The organism is Mycobacterium sp. 1245111.1 (assembly GCF_001673405.1).
Taxonomy (GTDB): Bacteria; Actinomycetota; Actinomycetes; order Mycobacteriales; family Mycobacteriaceae; genus Mycobacterium.
In genome coordinates this window covers 1-17,647 of record NZ_LZLV01000002.1, presented here as the reverse complement: position 1 = coordinate 17,647, position 17,647 = coordinate 1, and the positions used below count along the sequence as shown (strand labels likewise).

Here is a 17,647-nt window from a genome sequence, read left to right as displayed (position 1 = left end):
ACCTGCACTTTCACGAGGCGGCCGGGAAGCTCAGGGCGTACCGCCCCCGCTTATGGGTACGCGGCGAGCAGCGGCAACACCCGGACATTCACGCAAAAACCGGCACGCTAGCGTTTGGGTCGCGTTCATGTTTTGTTCACCTTTGGTGTGGGACTGGCGCCGTGCCGACTCGGGGCCGCGTAACGGTCTTTCCGTCGAATGTCGCCTGCTCGATAAGGTGTCAGGGCCGATCTGCAGACGGAGGTGATGACGGTGCCCGCTGCGCTGCGTCCCACTTCCTGTGCGGGCGTGCCGCTGTCGACGCTGGCCGCCCAGGTGGGCGCGATTCCCGCCGAGGGCAGCACCGAATCCGACCTGCAGATCACCGGAGTGACCCTGCGCGCCCAGGATGTCCAGCCCGGCGACCTGTTCGCGGCGCTACCGGGCGCGTCGACGCACGGTGCGCGGTTCTATGGCGAGGCGGTCGAGAGCGGAGCCGTCGCGGTGCTCACCGATGCCGACGGGCTGGCGCAGGTGAACCGCGACGCCGGCATGGTTCCGGTGCTCGTGCACCCACAGCCTCGCGGCGTGCTTGGCGAGATCGCCGCCACCGTGTACGGGCATCCGTCCGAACATCTCTCGGTCGTCGGAATCACCGGCACGTCGGGCAAGACCACGACCACCTACCTGATCGAAGCCGGTCTGCGCTCGGCTGGACGGTCGGTGGGGCTGATCGGCACGGTCGGACTGCGGATCGACGGCAACGACATCCCGAGCGTGCTGACCACGCCGGAAGCGCCTGCGCTGCAGGCGCTTCTCGCGGCGATGGCCGAGCGCGGCGTCGACACGGTGGTGATGGAGGTGTCCAGTCACGCGCTGACCCTGGGCCGCGTCGACGGCATTCGGTTCGCGGTCGGTGGCTTTACCAACCTGTCCCGCGACCACCTCGACTTCCACCCGACCATGGACGACTACTTCGAGGCCAAGGCGCGGTTGTTCGACCCGGCCTCCCCGCTGCGTGCCCGGCGTGCGGTGGTCTGCGTCGACGACGAGGCCGGCCGCTCGATGGCCCACCGCGCCGACAAGGCCGTCACGGTCAGCACCCAAGGTCGGCCCGCCGACTGGCGCGCCGAGGCCGTCATCGCGCACGCGGGTGTCCAGGAGTTCACGGCGGTCGACCCCGCCGGGGTCCACCACCGGGTCGGCATCACCCTGCCCGGCGACTACAACATTGCCAATTGTCTTGTCGCACTGGCGGTCCTGGACTCCGTTGGCGTTTCGCCGGAGCAGGCGTCGGCCGGTCTGCGGCACACGCAGGTTCCCGGGCGACTCGAACAAATCGACCGCGGCCAGGATTTCCTCGCGCTGGTCGACTACGCGCACAAGCCGGGCGCGCTGCACGAGGTGCTGCGCACGCTGCGGCGCCCGGACGGTCGACTGGCCGTGGTGTTCGGTGCCGGCGGCGATCGCGATCCCGGCAAGCGCGCGGAGATGGGGCGTGTCGCCGCGGAACTGGCCGACCTGGTCGTCGTCACCGATGACAATCCCCGCAGCGAAGACCCAGCCGCGATCCGTCGCGAAATCCTCTCCGGCGCAGCCGAAGCCGGCACCGACGCGGACATCATCGAAATCGGGGACCGGCGGGCGGCGATCGAGCACGCCGTGGCCTGGGCGGGCGCCGGAGATGTCGTGCTCGTCGCGGGCAAGGGTCACGAAACCGGCCAGACCCGCAACGGGCAGACGCAGCCCTTCGACGATCGGGTCGAACTCGCCGCCGCGCTGGAGGCCCGCGGATGATCGACCTCACCGTCGCGCAGATCGCGGCCATCGTCGGCGGCGAACTCGCCGACATCTCCGCCGAGGACGCCGCCCGCCTGCATGTCACCGGAACCGTCGAATTCGATTCCCGCAAAGTCACTTCCGGCGGGCTGTTCCTGGCGTTGCCGGGCGCCCGCGTCGACGGGCATGATCACGCCGCCTCGGCGATCGCGGCCGGTGCCGCCGCGGTGTTGGCGGCCCGGCCGGTCGGCGTGCCCGCGATCGTGGTCGCCCCGGCGGCGGACATCGCCGATACCGGCGCCGGTGTCCTCGAGCACGACAGCGACGGATCGGGCGCCGCGGTGCTGGCCGCACTGGCCAAACTTGCCGCCGCGGTGGCCGCCGAGTTGGTGGCCGGTGGCCTGACGATCATCGGCATCACCGGATCGTCGGGCAAGACGTCGACGAAAGACCTTCTGGCCGCGGTTCTTTCGCCGCTTGGCGAGGTGATCGCCCCGCCGGGATCCTTTAACAACGAACTCGGCCACCCGTGGACCGTGCTGCGCGCCACACCCGACACCGACTACCTGGTCCTCGAGCTGTCGGCACGGCACCCCGGCAACATCGCCGCGCTCGCGGCGATCGCGCCGCCGACCATCGGGGTGGTGCTCAATGTCGGCACTGCGCATCTGGGCGAATTCGGCTCGCGGGAAGTCATCGCGCAAACCAAAAGCGAGCTACCGCAGGCTGTTCCGCGGTCCGGCGTGGTCGTGCTCAACGTCGACGATCCGGCCGTCGCAGCGATGGCCGATGTGACGGCGGCCCGCGTGGTGCGGGTCAGCCGGAACCGTGAGACGGATGTGTGGGCCGGGCCGGTCACGCTCGACGAGCTCGCCAGGCCGCAGTTCACGTTGCACTCACCCGCCGGGGCCGTCGACGTCAGCCTGGCCGTGCACGGCGATCATCACGTCAGCAACGCGCTGTGCGCGGCCGCCGTCGCGCTGGAATGCGGCGCCACCGCCGCGCAGCTCGCCGAGGCGTTGGCCGGAGCGGGCCCGGTGTCGGGCCACCGGATGCGGGTCAGCACGCGTGCCGACGGGGTGACGATCATCGACGACGCCTACAACGCGAACCCGGATTCAATGCGGGCCGGGCTGCAGGCATTGGCCTGGATTTCGGCCGGTGCCGGTGACCAGCGGCGCCGGAGTTGGGCGGTGCTGGGGGAGATGGCCGAGCTCGGCGACGACGCGATATCCGAGCATGACCGCATCGGGCGGCTGGCGGTGCGATTAGATGTGTCTCGACTCATTGTCGTCGGAACGGGGAGGTCTATGAGCGCCATGCACCAAGGTGCGGTCATGGAGGGCTCATGGGGTGAAGAGGCCGCGATCGTGGCCGACGCCGACGCCGCTCTGGCCGTCCTGCGGGCTGAACTGCAGCCTGGCGACGTGGTGCTGGTCAAGGCCTCCAACGCGGCCGGGCTCGGGGCGCTGGCCGATTCGCTGACGGCGGAGAGCCAGGGCGATACCCGATGATCGACATTCTTATCGCCGTCGCGATTTCGCTGACGGTCTCGATCCTGCTGACCCCCATGTTGATTCGGCTGTTCAACCGGCAGGGCTTCGGTCACGAGATCCGCGAGGACGGGCCGCCGAGTCACAAGACCAAGCGCGGCACGCCGTCGATGGGCGGGGTCGCGATTCTGGCCGGCATCTGGGCGGGCTACCTCGGCACCCACCTGGCCGGTCTGGCGTTCAACGGCAACGGCCCGTCCGCGTCGGGTCTGCTGGTGTTGATTCTGGCCACCACGCTGGGCGCGGTCGGGTTCGTCGATGACCTGATCAAGATCCGGCGTTCCCGCAACCTCGGGCTGAACAAGACCGCCAAGACACTCGGCCAGATCACCGCAGCGGTCCTGATCGGCGTCCTGGTGCTGCAATTCCGCAACGACGCCGGCCTGACGCCTGGCACCTCGGACCTGTCGTATGTGCGCGAAATCGCCACGGTCACACTGGCTCCCGCCCTTTTCGTGCTGTTCTGCGTGCTCGTCGTCAGCGCGTGGTCGAACGCGGTCAACTTCACCGACGGGCTGGACGGCCTGGCCGCGGGCTCGATGGCGATGGTGACCGCCGCGTACGTGCTGATCACGTTCTGGCAGTACCGCAATGCGTGTGCGACGGCGCCCGGTCTCGGCTGTTACAACGTGCGCGACCCGCTGGACCTGGCGATCGTCGCGGCCGCAACCACGGGCGCCTGCATCGGATTCCTGTGGTGGAATGCCGCGCCGGCCAAGATCTTCATGGGCGATACCGGATCGCTGGCACTGGGCGGCATCATCGCCGGCATCTCGGTGACCAGCCGCACCGAGATCCTCGCGGTGGTGCTCGGCTCGTTGTTCGTGGCCGAGATCGTCTCGGTGGTGGTGCAGATACTGGCGTTCCGCACCACCGGCCGACGGGTATTCCGGATGGCGCCCTTCCATCACCACTTCGAGTTGGCCGGCTGGGCCGAGACCACGGTGATCATCCGGTTCTGGCTGCTCACCGCGATCAGCTGCGGCCTGGGTGTCGCGCTGTTCTACAGCGAGTGGCTGGCCTCCACCGGCGGCGGCTGACGTGACCGACCCCGCCCTCGAGCACCTGTCGGCCGGCGCGCCGGTGCTGGTCGCGGGCGGCGGCGTGACCGGCCGCGCGGTGCTGGCGGCGCTCGGCGCACTGGGCGCCGCGGCGACGCTGTGCGACGACGCCTCGGCCGCCCGTCAGCACTTCGCCGACGCCGGCACGCCGACAGTGGATTCCGCGACGGCCGCCGCCCACGTCGCCGAGTACGCGCTGGTGGTGGTCAGCCCCGGTTTCCCGCCGTCCGCGCCGGTCCCCGTCGCGGCCGCCACGGCCGGGGTCCCGATCTGGGGCGACGTCGAGCTGGCCTGGCGGCTCGATCAGGCCGGTCGCTACGGCCCACCCCGACGGTGGCTGACGGTCACCGGCACCAACGGCAAGACCACCACCACCTCGATGTTGCACGCGATGCTCGTCGCCGGTGGCGTGAACAGCCGGCTGTGCGGAAACATCGGCAACCCCGTGCTGGACGAATTACCCGAGCCCGCCGACGTGTTGGCCGTCGAATTGTCCAGCTTCCAATTGCATTGGGCGCCGTCACTTCGGCCCGAGGCCGGCGTGGTGCTCAACATCGCCGAAGACCACCTGGACTGGCATGGCACCCTCGCCGAGTACGCCGCGGCGAAGGCCGGTGTGTTGCGCGGCCGCGTCGCGGTGGCCGGACTGGACGATCCACGCGCAGCCGAGCTGTTGTCGACGGCGCCCGCGCCGGTCCGGGTGGGTTTCCGGCTGGGTGAACCGGCCGCGGGCGAACTCGGCGTCCGCGACGGCCTGCTGATCGACCGGGCATTCGCCGACGGGTTGGTTCTCGCCCCGGCGTCGTCCATCCCGGTGCCGGGCCCGGTCGGCGTGCTCGACGCGCTGGCCGCGGCCGCGCTGGCCCGCAGCATCGGGGTGCCGGCGGAGGCGATCGCGGCCGCGCTGTCATCGTTTCGGGTGGGCCGGCACCGCGCCGAGCTGGTCGCCGTCGTCGACCAGATCAGCTACGTCGACGACTCCAAGGCGACCAATCCGCACGCCGCCGAGGCGTCGCTGCTGGCATACCCGGGGGTGGTGTGGATCGCCGGCGGTCTGCTCAAGGGCGCGTCGGTGCAGGAGACGGTCAAAAGGGTCGCGTCACGGCTGGTCGGAGTGGTGTTGATCGGCCGTGATCGGGCGATGGTTGCCGACGCGTTATCGCGACACGCGCCGGATGTGCCCGTCGTACAGGTGGTGGCACGCGAGGATGTTGATATGCATGCGACTGCTGAGTCTCCTGTGACATATGTGGCTCCCGCGTCGGACGAGACCGTCGGCACTCGCGTCATGAACGCAGCCGTGGCCGCCGCTCGCGACCTCGCCCGTCCCGGCGACACCGTGCTGCTGGCACCGGCCGGTGCCTCATTTGACCAGTTCACCGGCTATGCGGACCGCGGCGACGCGTTCGCCGCCGCCGCTCGCGCGACGCGTCGGTAGCAGCGGGTGAAGCACGCGCTGGCCCGGCTGCTGCGCCGGGAACCCAACGACGGCCAACCGGCGGCGGACGACGCGGAGACCGGTAAGGACAAGCCCGCCACAGCCGCCAAAGGTGCGACCCTGATCGTCGGCGAGCCACGGACCCGGTTCGGGGCCTGGCTCGGCCGCCCGATGACCTCGTTTCACCTGATCATCGCGGTGGCCGCGTTGCTGACCACGCTCGGCTTGATCATGGTGCTCTCGGCGTCCGGGGTGCGCTCTTACGACGACGACGGCTCGGCCTGGACCATCTTCGGCCGTCAGGTGCTCTGGACCATCATCGGGCTGTTCGCCTGTTATCTGGCGTTGCGGTTGCCGGTGCGATTCATGCGGCGGATGGCGTTCACCGGCTTCGCCACGACCATCGCCATGCTGGTGCTGGTGCTGATACCGGGAATCGGTAAGGAAGCCAACGGTTCTCGCGGATGGTTCGTCGTGGCGGGCTTCTCGATGCAGCCCTCCGAGCTGACCAAGATCGCCTTCGCGATCTGGGGCGCGCATCTGCTGGCCGCGCGACGGATGGAGCGGGCGTCGCTGCGGGAGATGCTGATTCCGCTGGTGCCGGCCGCGGTGATCGCGCTGGCCCTGATCGTTGCCCAGCCCGACCTTGGCCAGACCGTGTCGATGAGCATCATCCTGCTCGGCCTGCTGTGGTACGCCGGTCTGCCGCTGCGGGTGTTTCTGAGTTCGCTGTTCGCCGCGATCGCGGCGGGCGCGGTCCTCGCGGTGTCGGCGGGCTACCGCTCCGACCGGGTGCGGTCGTGGCTGGACCCGGGTCAGGATCCCCAGGACTCGGGCTATCAGGCGCGCCAGGCCAAGTACGCGCTGGCCAACGGCGGGGTTTTCGGCGACGGACTGGGCCAGGGCACCGCGAAGTGGAACTACCTGCCCAACGCCCACAACGACTTCATCTTCGCCATCATCGGCGAGGAACTCGGCCTGGTCGGCGCGCTCGGCCTGCTCGGCCTGTTCGGATTGTTCGCCTACACCGGGATGCGGATCGCGCGCCGCTCTGCCGACCCATTCCTGCGGCTGCTGACCGCGACTACCACGCTGTGGGTGATCGGTCAGTCGTTCATCAACGTCGGCTACGTCATCGGCCTGCTGCCCGTCACCGGTATCCAGCTGCCCCTGATCTCTGCCGGTGGAACATCTACGGCCACAACACTTTTGATGATCGGCATGATGGCCAACGCGGCCCGCCACGAGCCCGAGGCAGTCGCGGCGCTACGCGCCGGCCGCGACGACCGGATGACCCGCATCCTGCGGCTACCGCTGCCGGAGCCCTACTCGCCGACCCGGGTCGAGGCGCTGCGCGACCGGCTGCGGGGTAACCCGAAGCCGGCCAAGCCGCAGCGCAAGCCGCCACCGGCTCGAGCAGCCCGAAAGCCCAGGCCGCCAGCAGTGGACAAACGCGGTGCACGGGCAAGGCATCATGTAGGCGGACAGCGGTACACCGGCCAGCGTCAAGGACACGGCCGTCGAGCACTGGAAGGTCAGCGCTACGGGTGAACGACTCGGTCAGGGAGCCAACCGGGCCTTCGTTGTCGGTTGTGCTCGCGGGCGGCGGCACAGCCGGTCACGTCGAGCCCGCCATGGCCGTCGCTGACGCATTGGTCAGCCTCGATCCCGATGTCCGCATCACCGCGCTGGGCACTGCGCGAGGCTTGGAGACCAGGCTGGTCCCCGAGCGCGGCTACTCCCTCGAGCTGATCACCCCGGTGCCTCTGCCGCGCAAGCCGACCGGCGATCTGGCCCGGTTGCCGGCGCGGGTGTTGCGCGCGGTCCGGCAGGCCCGGGCCGTGCTGGACAAGGTCGACGCCGACGTCGTGATCGGGTTCGGCGGTTATGTCTCGCTGCCCGCCTACCTGGCCGCCCGCGGCGTGGTGCGGCGCGGGCGACGGGTGCCGGTGGTGATTCACGAAGCCAATGCCAGCGCCGGAATTGCCAACCGCGTCGGGGCCCGCAGTGCGCATCGCATCCTCTCGGCGGTGCCCGATCCCGGCCTGCGTGGCGCCGAGGTCGTCGGCGTCCCGGTCCGGGAGGCGATCACGTCGCTGGATCGCGCCGCGCTGCGGTCGACGGCGCGGGCGCACTTCGGCTTCGCCGACGACGCCCGGGTGCTGCTGGTGTTCGGCGGCTCGCAGGGAGCGGCGTCCCTCAACCGCGCGGTGGCCGCGGCGGCCGGTGACCTGGCTGCCGCGCGAGTGGCGGTGTTGCATGCGCACGGCGCCAAGAACACCATCGACCTGCGCGACCCGCAGCCCGGCGATCCGCCGTATGTCGCGGTGCCGTACCTGAGTCGGATGGACCTGGCCTACGCCGCGGCGGATTTGGCGATCTGCCGATCCGGCGCGATGACGGTCGCCGAGGTGACCGCGGTGGGCCTGCCCGCGATCTACGTGCCGCTGCCGATCGGCAACGGCGAGCAGCGGCTCAACGCGTTGCCGGTAGTCAATGCCGGCGGTGGCATGCTGGTCGCCGACGCCGACCTGACGCCGGGCTTCGTCGCCGAACAGGTGGCCGGGCTCCTCAACGACGAGTCGCGGCTGGCGGCGATGACGACGGCGGCGGCGCTGGTCGGCCACCCGGAAGCCGCGCGTCAGGTTGCGCAGGTCGCGTTGGATGTCGCTCGCGAAGCGCGGAACGGGAGGCGCGCGAAAAAACGGCGTAGTGCGTTGGATGTCGCTCGGTCGGGGAGAGCGGCCCGATGAGTCAGCCGCTGCCTCCCGAGCTGCAGCGCGTCCACATGGTCGGCATCGGGGGAGCGGGCATGTCGGGCATCGCCCGCATCCTGCTCGACCGGGGTGGACAGGTCTCGGGGTCAGACGCCAAGGAGTCGCGCGGCGTGCGCGCGCTGCAGGCCCGCGGCGCGCTGATCAGAATCGGCCACGACGCATCGTCGCTGGACCTGCTGCCGGGCGGGCCGACCGCGGTGATCACCACCCACGCCGCGATCCCGAAGACCAACGCCGAACTCGTCGAGGCCCGCCGTCGGGGCATTCCGGTGGTGCTGCGACCGGCCGTGCTGGCCAAGCTGATGGCCGGGCGGACCACGCTGATGGTGACCGGAACGCACGGCAAGACGACCACCACCTCGATGTTGATTGTGGCGCTTCAGCATTGCGGCCGGGACCCGTCGTTCGCCGTCGGCGGTGAGATGGGAGAGGCCGGCACCAACGCCCATCACGGCAGCGGTGACTGCTTTGTCGCCGAGGCCGACGAGAGCGACGGGTCGCTGCTCGAATACACCCCGAATGTCGCGGTAGTCACCAACATCGAGGCCGATCACCTCGACTTCTTCGGCAGCCCCGAGGCCTACGTCGCGGTTTTCGACTCCTTCGCCGAGCGCATCGCCCCGGGCGGTGCACTGGTGGTCTGCGTCGACGATCCGGGGGCCGCGTCGCTGGCGGAACGCGTTGCCGCGCTGGGGATTCGGGTGCTGCGCTACGGCTCCGCCGGCGATGGGCTGGCCGGAACGTTGCTGTCGTGGGAACAGGTTGGCACCGAGGCGGTCGCGCACATCAAGCTCGCCGGCGAAATCCATCCGTGGGTGATGCGACTGTCCGTGCCGGGCCGGCACATGGCGCTCAACGCGCTCGGCGCCTTGCTGGCAGCCGTCGAAATCGGCGCCGATGCCGACTGCGTACTGGACGGCTTGGCCGGTTTCGAGGGCGTGCGACGTCGGTTCGACATGATCGGAACCGCTGCCGCGGTAAGGGTTTTCGACGACTACGCACACCACCCGACCGAGGTCCGCGCCACCCTGGAGGCGGTCCGGACTCTGCTGGAGCAGGCCGGCGCCGGCCGGTCGCTGGTGGTGTTCCAGCCCCACTTGTATTCGCGGACACAGGCTTTCGCCGCCGACTTCGGAGCGGCCCTCGACGGCGCCGACCAGGTGTTCGTGCTCGACGTCTACGGCGCCCGCGAACAACCGATCGCCGGAGTGAGCGGGGCGAGCGTCGCCGAGCACGTCAGCGTGCCGGTCCAGTACCTGCCCGACCTGTCCGCGGTGGCCGAGGCGGTGGCCGCCGCGGCCGAGCCCGGTGATGTCGTCGTGACGATGGGGGCGGGCGACGTCACGATGCTCGCGCCGGAGATCGTCACCGCGCTGCGGGTGCGGGCCAACCGCAGCGCGCCCGGAGCGTCGCGGTGACTGAGCCCGACGGTGTGGCGCCGGACGAGGCCGCCGACGACATCGCGGCCGAGCCGAGCACGGCGGCCGACAAGCGCGACGACACCGCCGAACCAGACAAGACCGACGAACCGGTCGAAGGCCGGCGACGGCGAGAGCGCCGGGAACGCGCCGAGCGCCGCGAGGCTCAAGCCCGCGCGACCGCGATCGAGCAGGCCCGTCGCGAGGCCAAGCGCGCAGCGCGCGGTCACGGCGCGACCGGCCCCAAACCCGTTGCGCGCGGGACAGTTCGGGGTCTGAAGCTGTTCCTGGTGTCGCTGCTGATGGTCGTCACGATCACCGGGGCGGGGCTCATCCTGTACTTCACGCCGCTGATGGCGGCCCGCGGCATCATCGTCAACGGCCTCGGCGCGGTCAGCCGCGACGAGGTACTCGACGCGGCGCACGTCAAGCTGGGAACCCCGCTGCTGCAGATCGACACCGACAGCGTCGCCGACCGGGTCGCGGCGATCCGCCGGGTGGCCAGCGCACACGTGCAACGCGATTACCCGTCGGCGTTGATGATCACGGTCATCGAGCGAATCCCGGTGGTGGTCAAAGACTTTCCCGACGGCCCGCACCTGTTCGACCGCGACGGCGTCGACTTCGCGACCGCGCCGCCGCCACCGGCGCTGCCCTACATCGACGTCGACAATCCGGGGCCGGCCGACCCTCCGACCAAGGCCGCGCTCGCGGTGCTGACCGCGCTGCGTCCCGAAGTCGTCGCGCAGGTGAGCCGCATCGCGGCGCCCTCGGTCGCGTCGATCACCTTGACGCTGACCGACGGGCGGACCGTGATCTGGGGGACCAACGACCGCACCGAGGAAAAAGCGCAGAAGCTGGCGGCCCTGCTGACCCGCCCGGGCCGCACCTACGACGTGTCGAGCCCGGATCTGCCGACCATCCGATGAATTAGCGTCCACGAGGCCAATCGAGCCGTCGTAAGTTCGAACCGTGAAAAATTACGTCGCCTACGTCGCCTACGTCGCCATCGCCGCGGCGCTCACCCTCGCCGTCGTGTCCGCACCAGAAGCCATGGCTGACCCCGGACCGCAGCTCGGCACCGCGACCATGCGGGTGAGCGGCGCCCCGGGGCCGGTGACGCTGCGATACCACATCAACGGCGGCCCGCAACAGACCGAAACCGGCGTCACGCTGCCCTGGGAGAAGCAATATCCCGTGTACAACGAGATCTCCACGTCGGTCACCGCCGACGCCGGCGACACGGCAGTCACCTGCACGATCACGATGGATGGCAAGTTGCTGTCGTTCAAGACCGAGCCGCGACCCACCTGCAGCTTCGCCTATTTCGAGTAGTGCGCCGAGCCCGCACGCTCACGCAGGCATAAATTTCGCCGAAATTCGCCCGCCACGCCTCGGCGCGCCTGCTTCGATCCCGCACGCGGCGGCCATACCGTTCTGTTTGCGCGAATCAACTTGACATAACTCTAACCCTTTACTAGAGGTTGAGGTTTGCCACCGGTTCGCTCCAAGCAGTCCCACCAGGGAGGAAGACAGCATGATGACCCCGCCGCACAACTACCTGGCCGTCATCAAAGTCGTGGGGATCGGCGGCGGCGGCGTCAACGCTGTCAACCGCATGATCGAGCAAGGGCTCAAGGGCGTGGAGTTCATCGCCATCAACACCGACGCGCAGGCGCTGTTGATGAGCGACGCCGACGTCAAGCTCGATGTCGGCCGCGACTCCACCCGTGGGCTGGGCGCCGGCGCCGACCCCGAGGTCGGCAGAAAGGCTGCCGACGACGCCAAGGACGAAATAGAGGAACTGCTGCGCGGGGCCGACATGGTCTTTGTCACCGCAGGTGAAGGCGGCGGAACGGGCACCGGCGGGGCGCCGGTGGTGGCCAGCATCGCCCGCAAATTGGGTGCCCTGACGGTCGGCGTGGTCACCCGGCCGTTCTCCTTCGAAGGCAAACGCCGCAGCACCCAGGCAGAGAACGGCATCACGGCGTTGCGGGAAAGCTGCGACACGTTGATCGTCATCCCCAACGACCGCCTACTGCAGATGGGCGACGCCGCGGTGTCGCTGATGGACGCCTTCCGCAGTGCGGACGAGGTGCTGCTCAACGGCGTGCAGGGCATCACCGACCTGATCACCACGCCCGGCCTGATCAACGTCGACTTCGCCGACGTCAAGGGCGTCATGAGCGGGGCGGGCACAGCACTGATGGGTATCGGGTCCGCGCGCGGTGACGGGCGCGCCCTGAAAGCCGCCGAGATCGCGATCAACTCGCCGCTGCTCGAGGCCTCGATGGAAGGCGCTCAGGGCGTGCTGCTGTCGGTCGCGGGCGGCAGCGACCTCGGCCTGTTCGAGATCAACGAGGCCGCCTCGCTGGTGCAGGACGCCGCACATCAGGACGCCAACATCATCTTCGGCACGGTCATCGACGACTCGCTGGGCGACGAGGTCCGGGTGACCGTGATCGCCGCGGGCTTCGACGCCGCCGGGCCCGGTCGCAAGCCGGTCGTCGGTAACGCCGGCGCCGGGTCGTCGTCGGGAATCGTCGCGTCGGGCAAGCACGGCAAGGTCAGCTCCACTTTGTTCGAGCCCCCCGACGCGGTCAGCGTCTCGGTACCGACCAACGGTGCGACCTTCGACATCGGCGGCGAGGACGACGACGTCGACGTGCCGCCGTTCATGCGGCGCTAGCCGTACGACGCGATGGCGGCCTTGCTCCGGCCGGATACTGGACGGGTGAGCGTTCGCATCCGGCGGGTCAGCACGACCCGCGCGGGCGGTGTCTCGTCGCCGCCGTTCGACAGCTTCAACCTCGGCGACCACGTCGGCGACGATCCGGCCGCCGTCGCCGCCAACCGCAAGCGGTTGGGTGCAGCCATCGGCCTGGGCGCCGATCGGGTGGTGTGGATGAACCAGGTGCACGGCGCCCACATCGAGGTCATCGACGGCCCACGCGACACCCCGTTAGACAACACCGACGGATTGGTCACGCGCACACCGAGATTGGCGTTGGCGGTGGTGACCGCCGACTGCGTTCCGGTGTTGCTGGCCGACGCGCGCGCCGGGGTGGTCGGGGCCGTGCACGCCGGCCGGGTCGGCGCCCGCGACGGGGTGGTGGCCCGCGCGATCGAGGCCATGGTCGAGTTGGGCGCGCACGAGTCGGACATCTCGGTGCTGTTGGGGCCGGCGGTCAGTGGCCGCAACTACGAGGTGCCCGCTGCGATGGCCGACGAGGTCGAGGCCGCGCTGCCGGGCAGTCGCACCACCACCTCGGCTGGAACGCCCGGTCTGGATCTGCGCGCCGGAATCGCTTGTCAGTTACAGGCTTTGGGCGTGAGCGCCATCGATGTCGACCCGCGGTGCACGGTCGACGACGCCAACCTGTTCAGCCATCGCCGTGGTGCTCCGACCGGACGGCTCGCCTCGTTGGTGTGGATGGAATGAGTGTGGCGGTAAACGGTTCAACCCGGCCGGGGCGGGAAATGGAATTGGCGGATTCTTTGTCGGCCTTACGTTCGCGGCTTGCCGCCGCTGCCGAGTCGGCCGGCCGCAAACTCGGCGAAATTCAACTCCTGCCTATTACCAAATTCTTTCCGGCAACCGATGTGGCGATTTTGTCGCGATTGGGATGCGCCGACTTCGGTGAATCCCGCGACCAGGAAGCGGCAGGAAAGGTGGCCGAAGTCGATCGGTTGCTGGACGGTCCGGGCGGCGGCGGCCACGGATCGGCTCGCCCACACTGGCACATGGTCGGCAAGATCCAACGCAACAAGGCGCGGTCGCTGGCCGGCTGGGCGCACACCGCCCATTCGGTCAGCAGCACCCGGGTGGTGAGCGCGCTCGACCGGGCCGTCGAGGGGGCACTCGGGGATGGACGCCGGACCCATCCGATGCGTATCTACGTCCAGATCAGCCTCGACGGCGACATGACCCGCGGCGGCGTCGACGTCTCCGATACCGCGGCCGTTGACGAGATCTGCGCGCAGGTCGACGCCGCAGAATTCCTCGAACTGGTTGGCCTGATGGGCATCCCGCCGCTGGACTGGGAGCCGGACCGGGCGTTCGCGCGCCTGCAGTCGGAACACCAGCGGGTGCGCCGGTCGCACCCGGACGCGGCCGGGTTGTCCGCGGGGATGTCGAATGACCTCGAAACGGCCGTTAAACATGGTTCGACGTGTGTGCGTGTCGGTACCGCATTGTTGGGCCAAAGGCCTCTATCGTCACCGTCAATAGTCACTCCAGTCACATCTTCATCACAGACCACCCCATCCCCAGAGTCCTAAGTCCCCAGAGCTGTAGAAGGGTCAAGCGATGAGCACACTGCACAAGGTCAAGGCCTACTTCGGCATGGCTCCCATGGAGGACTACGACGACGAGTACTACGACGACCACGGCCCGTCCCGGACCGGCGGCTACCCGCGGCAGCGATTCGCCGACGACGGATACGGCCGCTACGAGGGCCGCGAGTACGACGATCCGCGCGGCGAGCCCGCCGAATACGCTGGCTACCGCGGCGGCTACGCCGACGAACCGCGATTCCGCGGGCCGGACTACGACCGGGGCGAGATGTCCCGGCCGCGATTCGGTTCGCTGCGCGGCTCCACCCGCGGCGCCCTGGCCATGGATCCGCGCCGGATGGCGATGCTGTTCGACGAGAGCAGCCCGCTGTCGAAGATCACCACCTTGCGCCCCAAGGACTACAGCGAAGCCCGCACGATCGGTGAGCGGTTCCGCGACGGCACCCCGGTGATCATGGACCTGGTCTCGATGGACAACGCCGACGCCAAGCGCCTGGTCGATTTCGCCGCGGGTCTGGCATTCGCTCTGCGTGGCTCGTTCGACAAAGTGGCGACCAAAGTGTTCTTGCTCTCACCCGCCGACGTTGATGTCTCCCCCGAAGAGCGCCGACGCATCGCCGAGACCGGGTTTTACGCCTACCAGTAACCGCCCGGCGGTCCGCCCGCCGAGCCGGTAGGCTGACTTCCGCCCTGCTGGAAGCAGCCTGGGCTGTCGTCATGGTCACATCTTCATCACTAAGGTCGGGCTCTCGTTGACGCTGATCGTGCACATCATCGGTTTTGCGCTGTTCATCTTTTGGCTATTGCTGATCGCCCGCGTCGTCGTCGAGTTCATCCGGTCGTTCAGCCGCGACTGGCACCCGCGCGGGCTGACCGTCGTGGTGCTCGAAATCATCCTGTCGGTCACCGATCCGCCAGTGAACCTGTTGCGACGGCTGATACCGCAGCTCACCGTCGGTGCGGTGCGTTTCGACCTGTCGATCATGGTGCTGCTGCTGGTGGCGTTCATCGGCATGACGATGGCGCTGGACTACCGCGCCTGACCCCTCGCGGAGCCGGCCTGCGGGGTCGCGCATTTCTCCGCTGAGGCAGTTTGCTGGCGCCGGGATATAGGTTTCATAAGGGGTCGATTTGTTACCTCTTAATCTGTGAAATTCGGTCTTATTTATCGACCGATTCGGCAACCGGCGGGTCTGGTGTGACAGGATGGGCGGCAGTTGCACTATGGCTACGACACCGTTCAACCCGTTCTACACTTTCCTGGTCGGTATGACCGTCCACACTCGAGGGGGCTAAGAATGCCGCTGACACCCGCAGACGTCCACAATGTGGCGTTCAGCAAGCCGCCGATCGGCAAGCGTGGTTACAACGAGGACGAGGTCGACGCCTTTCTCGATCTGGTCGAGAACGAGCTGACCCGCCTCATCGAGGAGAACTCCGACCTGCGTCAGCGAGTCGCCGAACTCGACCAGGAACTGGCCGGCGCGCGAGCCGGTGGCGGCGCCAGTGCTCAAGCCACCCAAACGATTCCGGTCTACGAGCCCGAGCCCGAACCGGCCAAGCCCGCTCCTGCGCCTGTCGCCGCGCCGGTGGCCACCCCCCAGCCGCTCGGCGAGGAGCAGGCCATCAAGGCCGCCCGCGTGCTCAGCCTGGCGCAGGACACAGCCGACCGTCTGACCAGCACCGCCCAGGCGGAGGCGGACAAGCTGCTGGCTGACGCGCGCACGAACGCGGACCAGATCGTGGGCGATGCCCGCCGCGAGGCCGAGACCACGGTTTCCGAAGCCCGTCAGCGCGCCGACGCGCTGCTGGCCGACGCGCAGACCCGGTCGGAAACTCAGCTGCGTCAGGCCCAGGAGAAGGCCGACGCCCTGCAAGCCGACGCCGAGCGCAAGCACTCCGAGATCATGGGCACGATCAACCAGCAGCGCACTGTGCTGGAAGGCCGCCTCGAGCAGCTGCGGACCTTTGAGCGCGAGTACCGCACCCGACTCAAGACCTACCTGGAATCCCAGCTCGAAGAATTGGGCCAGCGCGGTTCTGCGGCACCGGTGGATTCCAGCGCCACCAACGACGCGGCGGGGTTCAACCAGTTCAATCGGGGTAATAACTAGGCGATACCGACCCCAACTGCGGCTATCGTGCACAGTTGGCAATGTCGCCGAAGTCCGCTGGAGGTTAACCGATGCTGATTATCTCGCTGGTATTGGCAGTAATCGGCCTGGCCGCCCTGGTATTCGCGGTGATCACCAGCAATGAGTTGGTCGCGTGGGTGTGCATCGGCGCCAGCGTGTTGGGTGTCGTGCTGCTGATCGTCGACGCGCTGCAGGAACGCCAGCGACGTGAGGCGGGCACCACCGCGCACGACGCATCGACGCACGACGACCACCACGACGAGGAGACCGCCGAGTACCCGGCGGACGAGACCGAGGCGGGCGAACACAGTTCGGCGCACCCGGATTCTGAGCCTGCCGACGACGCCGTCAGCGACGATCACACCAACCACTAGGGCCGGGGCAGGGTCGCCAGCAGCTCACGGACCTCGTCGTCGCTGACTTGGTGGAAGTCGGCGAAAACCTGTCCGACGGCAGCGAAATCCTCGGGCATCGTCGCGCAGACCACCTCATCGGCCTCCTCTGCCAGCACTTGGCATACCGAGGGTGGTCCCACCGGGACGGCGACGACGATCGCGTCCGGAGCGCTGGCCCGCAGGGCCCGCACAGCGGCCAGGATGCTTGCGCCGGTAGCGATTCCATCGTCCACCACGATGACCGTCTTGCCACGGGGGTCCGCCGGCGGCCGTCCTCCCCGGTACGCCTGTTCGCGCCGATGCAGTTCGGCGGTCTCCTGATCGATCACGCGGCGCACCTGCTCGTCGCTGATCTGCAGGCTCGCCATCACGCTGTCGTTCATCACCACTCCGCCGCCGCTGGCCAGCGCGCCCATCGCCAACTCGGGCCAGTGCGGCACACCGAGCTTGCGGACCAGGAAGACGTCGAGTTCCGCACCCAACGCCGCGGCGACCTCCCAACCCACCGGCACGCCGCCGCGGGCCAGCCCCTCGACCAGCAGGCCGTTTTTTCCGCGGTACGACGACAATTTCTCGGCGAGCACGCGGCCGGCATCGTGACGGTCGCGGAAGGTGCGCATGCCTCAGTGTGGACCTGACGGCACCAAGCCACGCCGAAAGTGCAACTACCGCTTATGGAATGCGGGGGTGAGCGCGGCTTCGCCGCTCGCACCGTCAATCGGCTCGGAAACGAGAGTGAACTCTCGTTTCGCTCGCCTCAATCCGGTGTCCGAGGGGGGACTTGTCCGTCTACGACACGGGTCGTGGTCTGGCGAT

Annotated in this window: 16 protein-coding genes and 1 pseudogene; 16 read left to right on the top strand and 1 reads right to left on the bottom strand. The window is 68.8% G+C overall.

Features of this window, described 5'->3' with window-relative positions; translation table 11 throughout:
- Positions 1-246 precede the first annotated feature (246 nt).
- The 16 genes from A5658_RS00595 (at position 247) to A5658_RS00520 (ending at position 16,810) form a co-directional block, all read left to right on the top strand.
- Entirely contained in the window at positions 247-1,776 is a 1,530-nt protein-coding gene (locus A5658_RS00595) for a UDP-N-acetylmuramoyl-L-alanyl-D-glutamate--2,6-diaminopimelate ligase (protein ID WP_067329588.1), read from the top strand.
- Positions 1,773-3,272, top strand: a complete 1,500-nt coding sequence (gene murF, locus A5658_RS00590) for a UDP-N-acetylmuramoyl-tripeptide--D-alanyl-D-alanine ligase (protein WP_067329585.1) — start codon at positions 1,773-1,775, stop codon at positions 3,270-3,272. Before A5658_RS00595 ends, murF begins: the two co-directional genes overlap by 4 nt.
- On the top strand, positions 3,269-4,351 hold the full coding sequence (gene mraY, locus A5658_RS00585; protein WP_067329582.1) for a phospho-N-acetylmuramoyl-pentapeptide-transferase: 1,083 nt from the start codon (positions 3,269-3,271) through the stop codon (positions 4,349-4,351). The genes murF and mraY overlap by 4 nt, the downstream gene beginning before the upstream one ends.
- A 1-nt stretch (position 4,352) precedes the next feature.
- Positions 4,353-5,810 (top strand): UDP-N-acetylmuramoyl-L-alanine--D-glutamate ligase, encoded by a 1,458-nt coding sequence (gene murD, locus A5658_RS00580; protein WP_231997156.1) that lies wholly within the window; start codon positions 4,353-4,355, stop codon positions 5,808-5,810.
- Between the two features lie 6 nt (positions 5,811-5,816).
- The gene (gene ftsW, locus A5658_RS00575) at positions 5,817-7,361 is read left to right on the top strand and encodes a putative lipid II flippase FtsW (protein WP_082992844.1); all 1,545 of its coding nucleotides are present in this window, start codon (positions 5,817-5,819) and stop codon (positions 7,359-7,361) included.
- Complete coding sequence (gene murG, locus A5658_RS00570) at positions 7,358-8,563, top strand: undecaprenyldiphospho-muramoylpentapeptide beta-N-acetylglucosaminyltransferase (protein WP_067329579.1); 1,206 nt, start codon at positions 7,358-7,360, stop codon at positions 8,561-8,563. The genes ftsW and murG overlap by 4 nt, the downstream gene beginning before the upstream one ends.
- Complete coding sequence (gene murC, locus A5658_RS00565) at positions 8,560-10,005, top strand: UDP-N-acetylmuramate--L-alanine ligase (protein WP_067329576.1); 1,446 nt, start codon at positions 8,560-8,562, stop codon at positions 10,003-10,005. Before murG ends, murC begins: the two co-directional genes overlap by 4 nt.
- Complete coding sequence (locus A5658_RS00560) at positions 10,002-10,934, top strand: cell division protein FtsQ/DivIB (protein WP_067329573.1); 933 nt, start codon at positions 10,002-10,004, stop codon at positions 10,932-10,934. Before murC ends, A5658_RS00560 begins: the two co-directional genes overlap by 4 nt.
- 43 nt (positions 10,935-10,977) lie before the next feature.
- Positions 10,978-11,340, top strand: coding sequence for a hypothetical protein (locus A5658_RS00555; protein WP_231997155.1), 363 nt, complete (start codon positions 10,978-10,980; stop codon positions 11,338-11,340).
- 205 nt (positions 11,341-11,545) lie between these two features.
- Entirely contained in the window at positions 11,546-12,694 is a 1,149-nt protein-coding gene (gene ftsZ / locus A5658_RS00550; protein ID WP_067329673.1) for a cell division protein FtsZ, read from the top strand.
- Positions 12,695-12,739: 45 nt separating this feature from the next.
- Positions 12,740-13,447, top strand: a complete 708-nt coding sequence (gene pgeF / locus A5658_RS00545) for a peptidoglycan editing factor PgeF (protein ID WP_067329677.1) — start codon at positions 12,740-12,742, stop codon at positions 13,445-13,447.
- A complete protein-coding gene (locus A5658_RS00540) occupies positions 13,444-14,286 on the top strand; it encodes a YggS family pyridoxal phosphate enzyme (protein ID WP_067329570.1) in 843 nt (280 codons plus the stop codon). The genes pgeF and A5658_RS00540 overlap by 4 nt, the downstream gene beginning before the upstream one ends.
- Before the next feature lie 28 nt (positions 14,287-14,314).
- The gene (locus tag A5658_RS00535) at positions 14,315-14,947 is read left to right on the top strand and encodes a cell division protein SepF (RefSeq protein WP_067329567.1); all 633 of its coding nucleotides are present in this window, start codon (positions 14,315-14,317) and stop codon (positions 14,945-14,947) included.
- Between the two features lie 106 nt (positions 14,948-15,053).
- Positions 15,054-15,344 carry a YggT family protein gene (locus tag A5658_RS00530; RefSeq protein WP_067329563.1) on the top strand — a complete coding sequence of 97 codons (291 nt, stop codon included), beginning with the start codon at positions 15,054-15,056 and terminating at the stop codon, positions 15,342-15,344.
- Between the two features lie 255 nt (positions 15,345-15,599).
- Positions 15,600-16,415 (top strand): DivIVA domain-containing protein, encoded by an 816-nt coding sequence (locus A5658_RS00525; RefSeq protein WP_067329560.1) that lies wholly within the window; start codon positions 15,600-15,602, stop codon positions 16,413-16,415.
- A 71-nt stretch (positions 16,416-16,486) separates the two neighbouring features.
- Positions 16,487-16,810: a hypothetical protein gene (locus A5658_RS00520; protein WP_067329557.1), complete on the top strand. Its 324-nt coding sequence runs from the start codon at positions 16,487-16,489 to the stop codon at positions 16,808-16,810.
- On the opposite strand, the pseudogene A5658_RS00515 reads toward A5658_RS00520, so the two are convergent.
- Positions 16,807-17,448 (bottom strand): annotated as a pseudogene (locus A5658_RS00515) (phosphoribosyltransferase); the annotation flags it as partial. The gene A5658_RS00520 and the pseudogene A5658_RS00515 overlap by 4 nt on opposite strands.
- Positions 17,449-17,647: the final 199 nt, after the last annotated feature.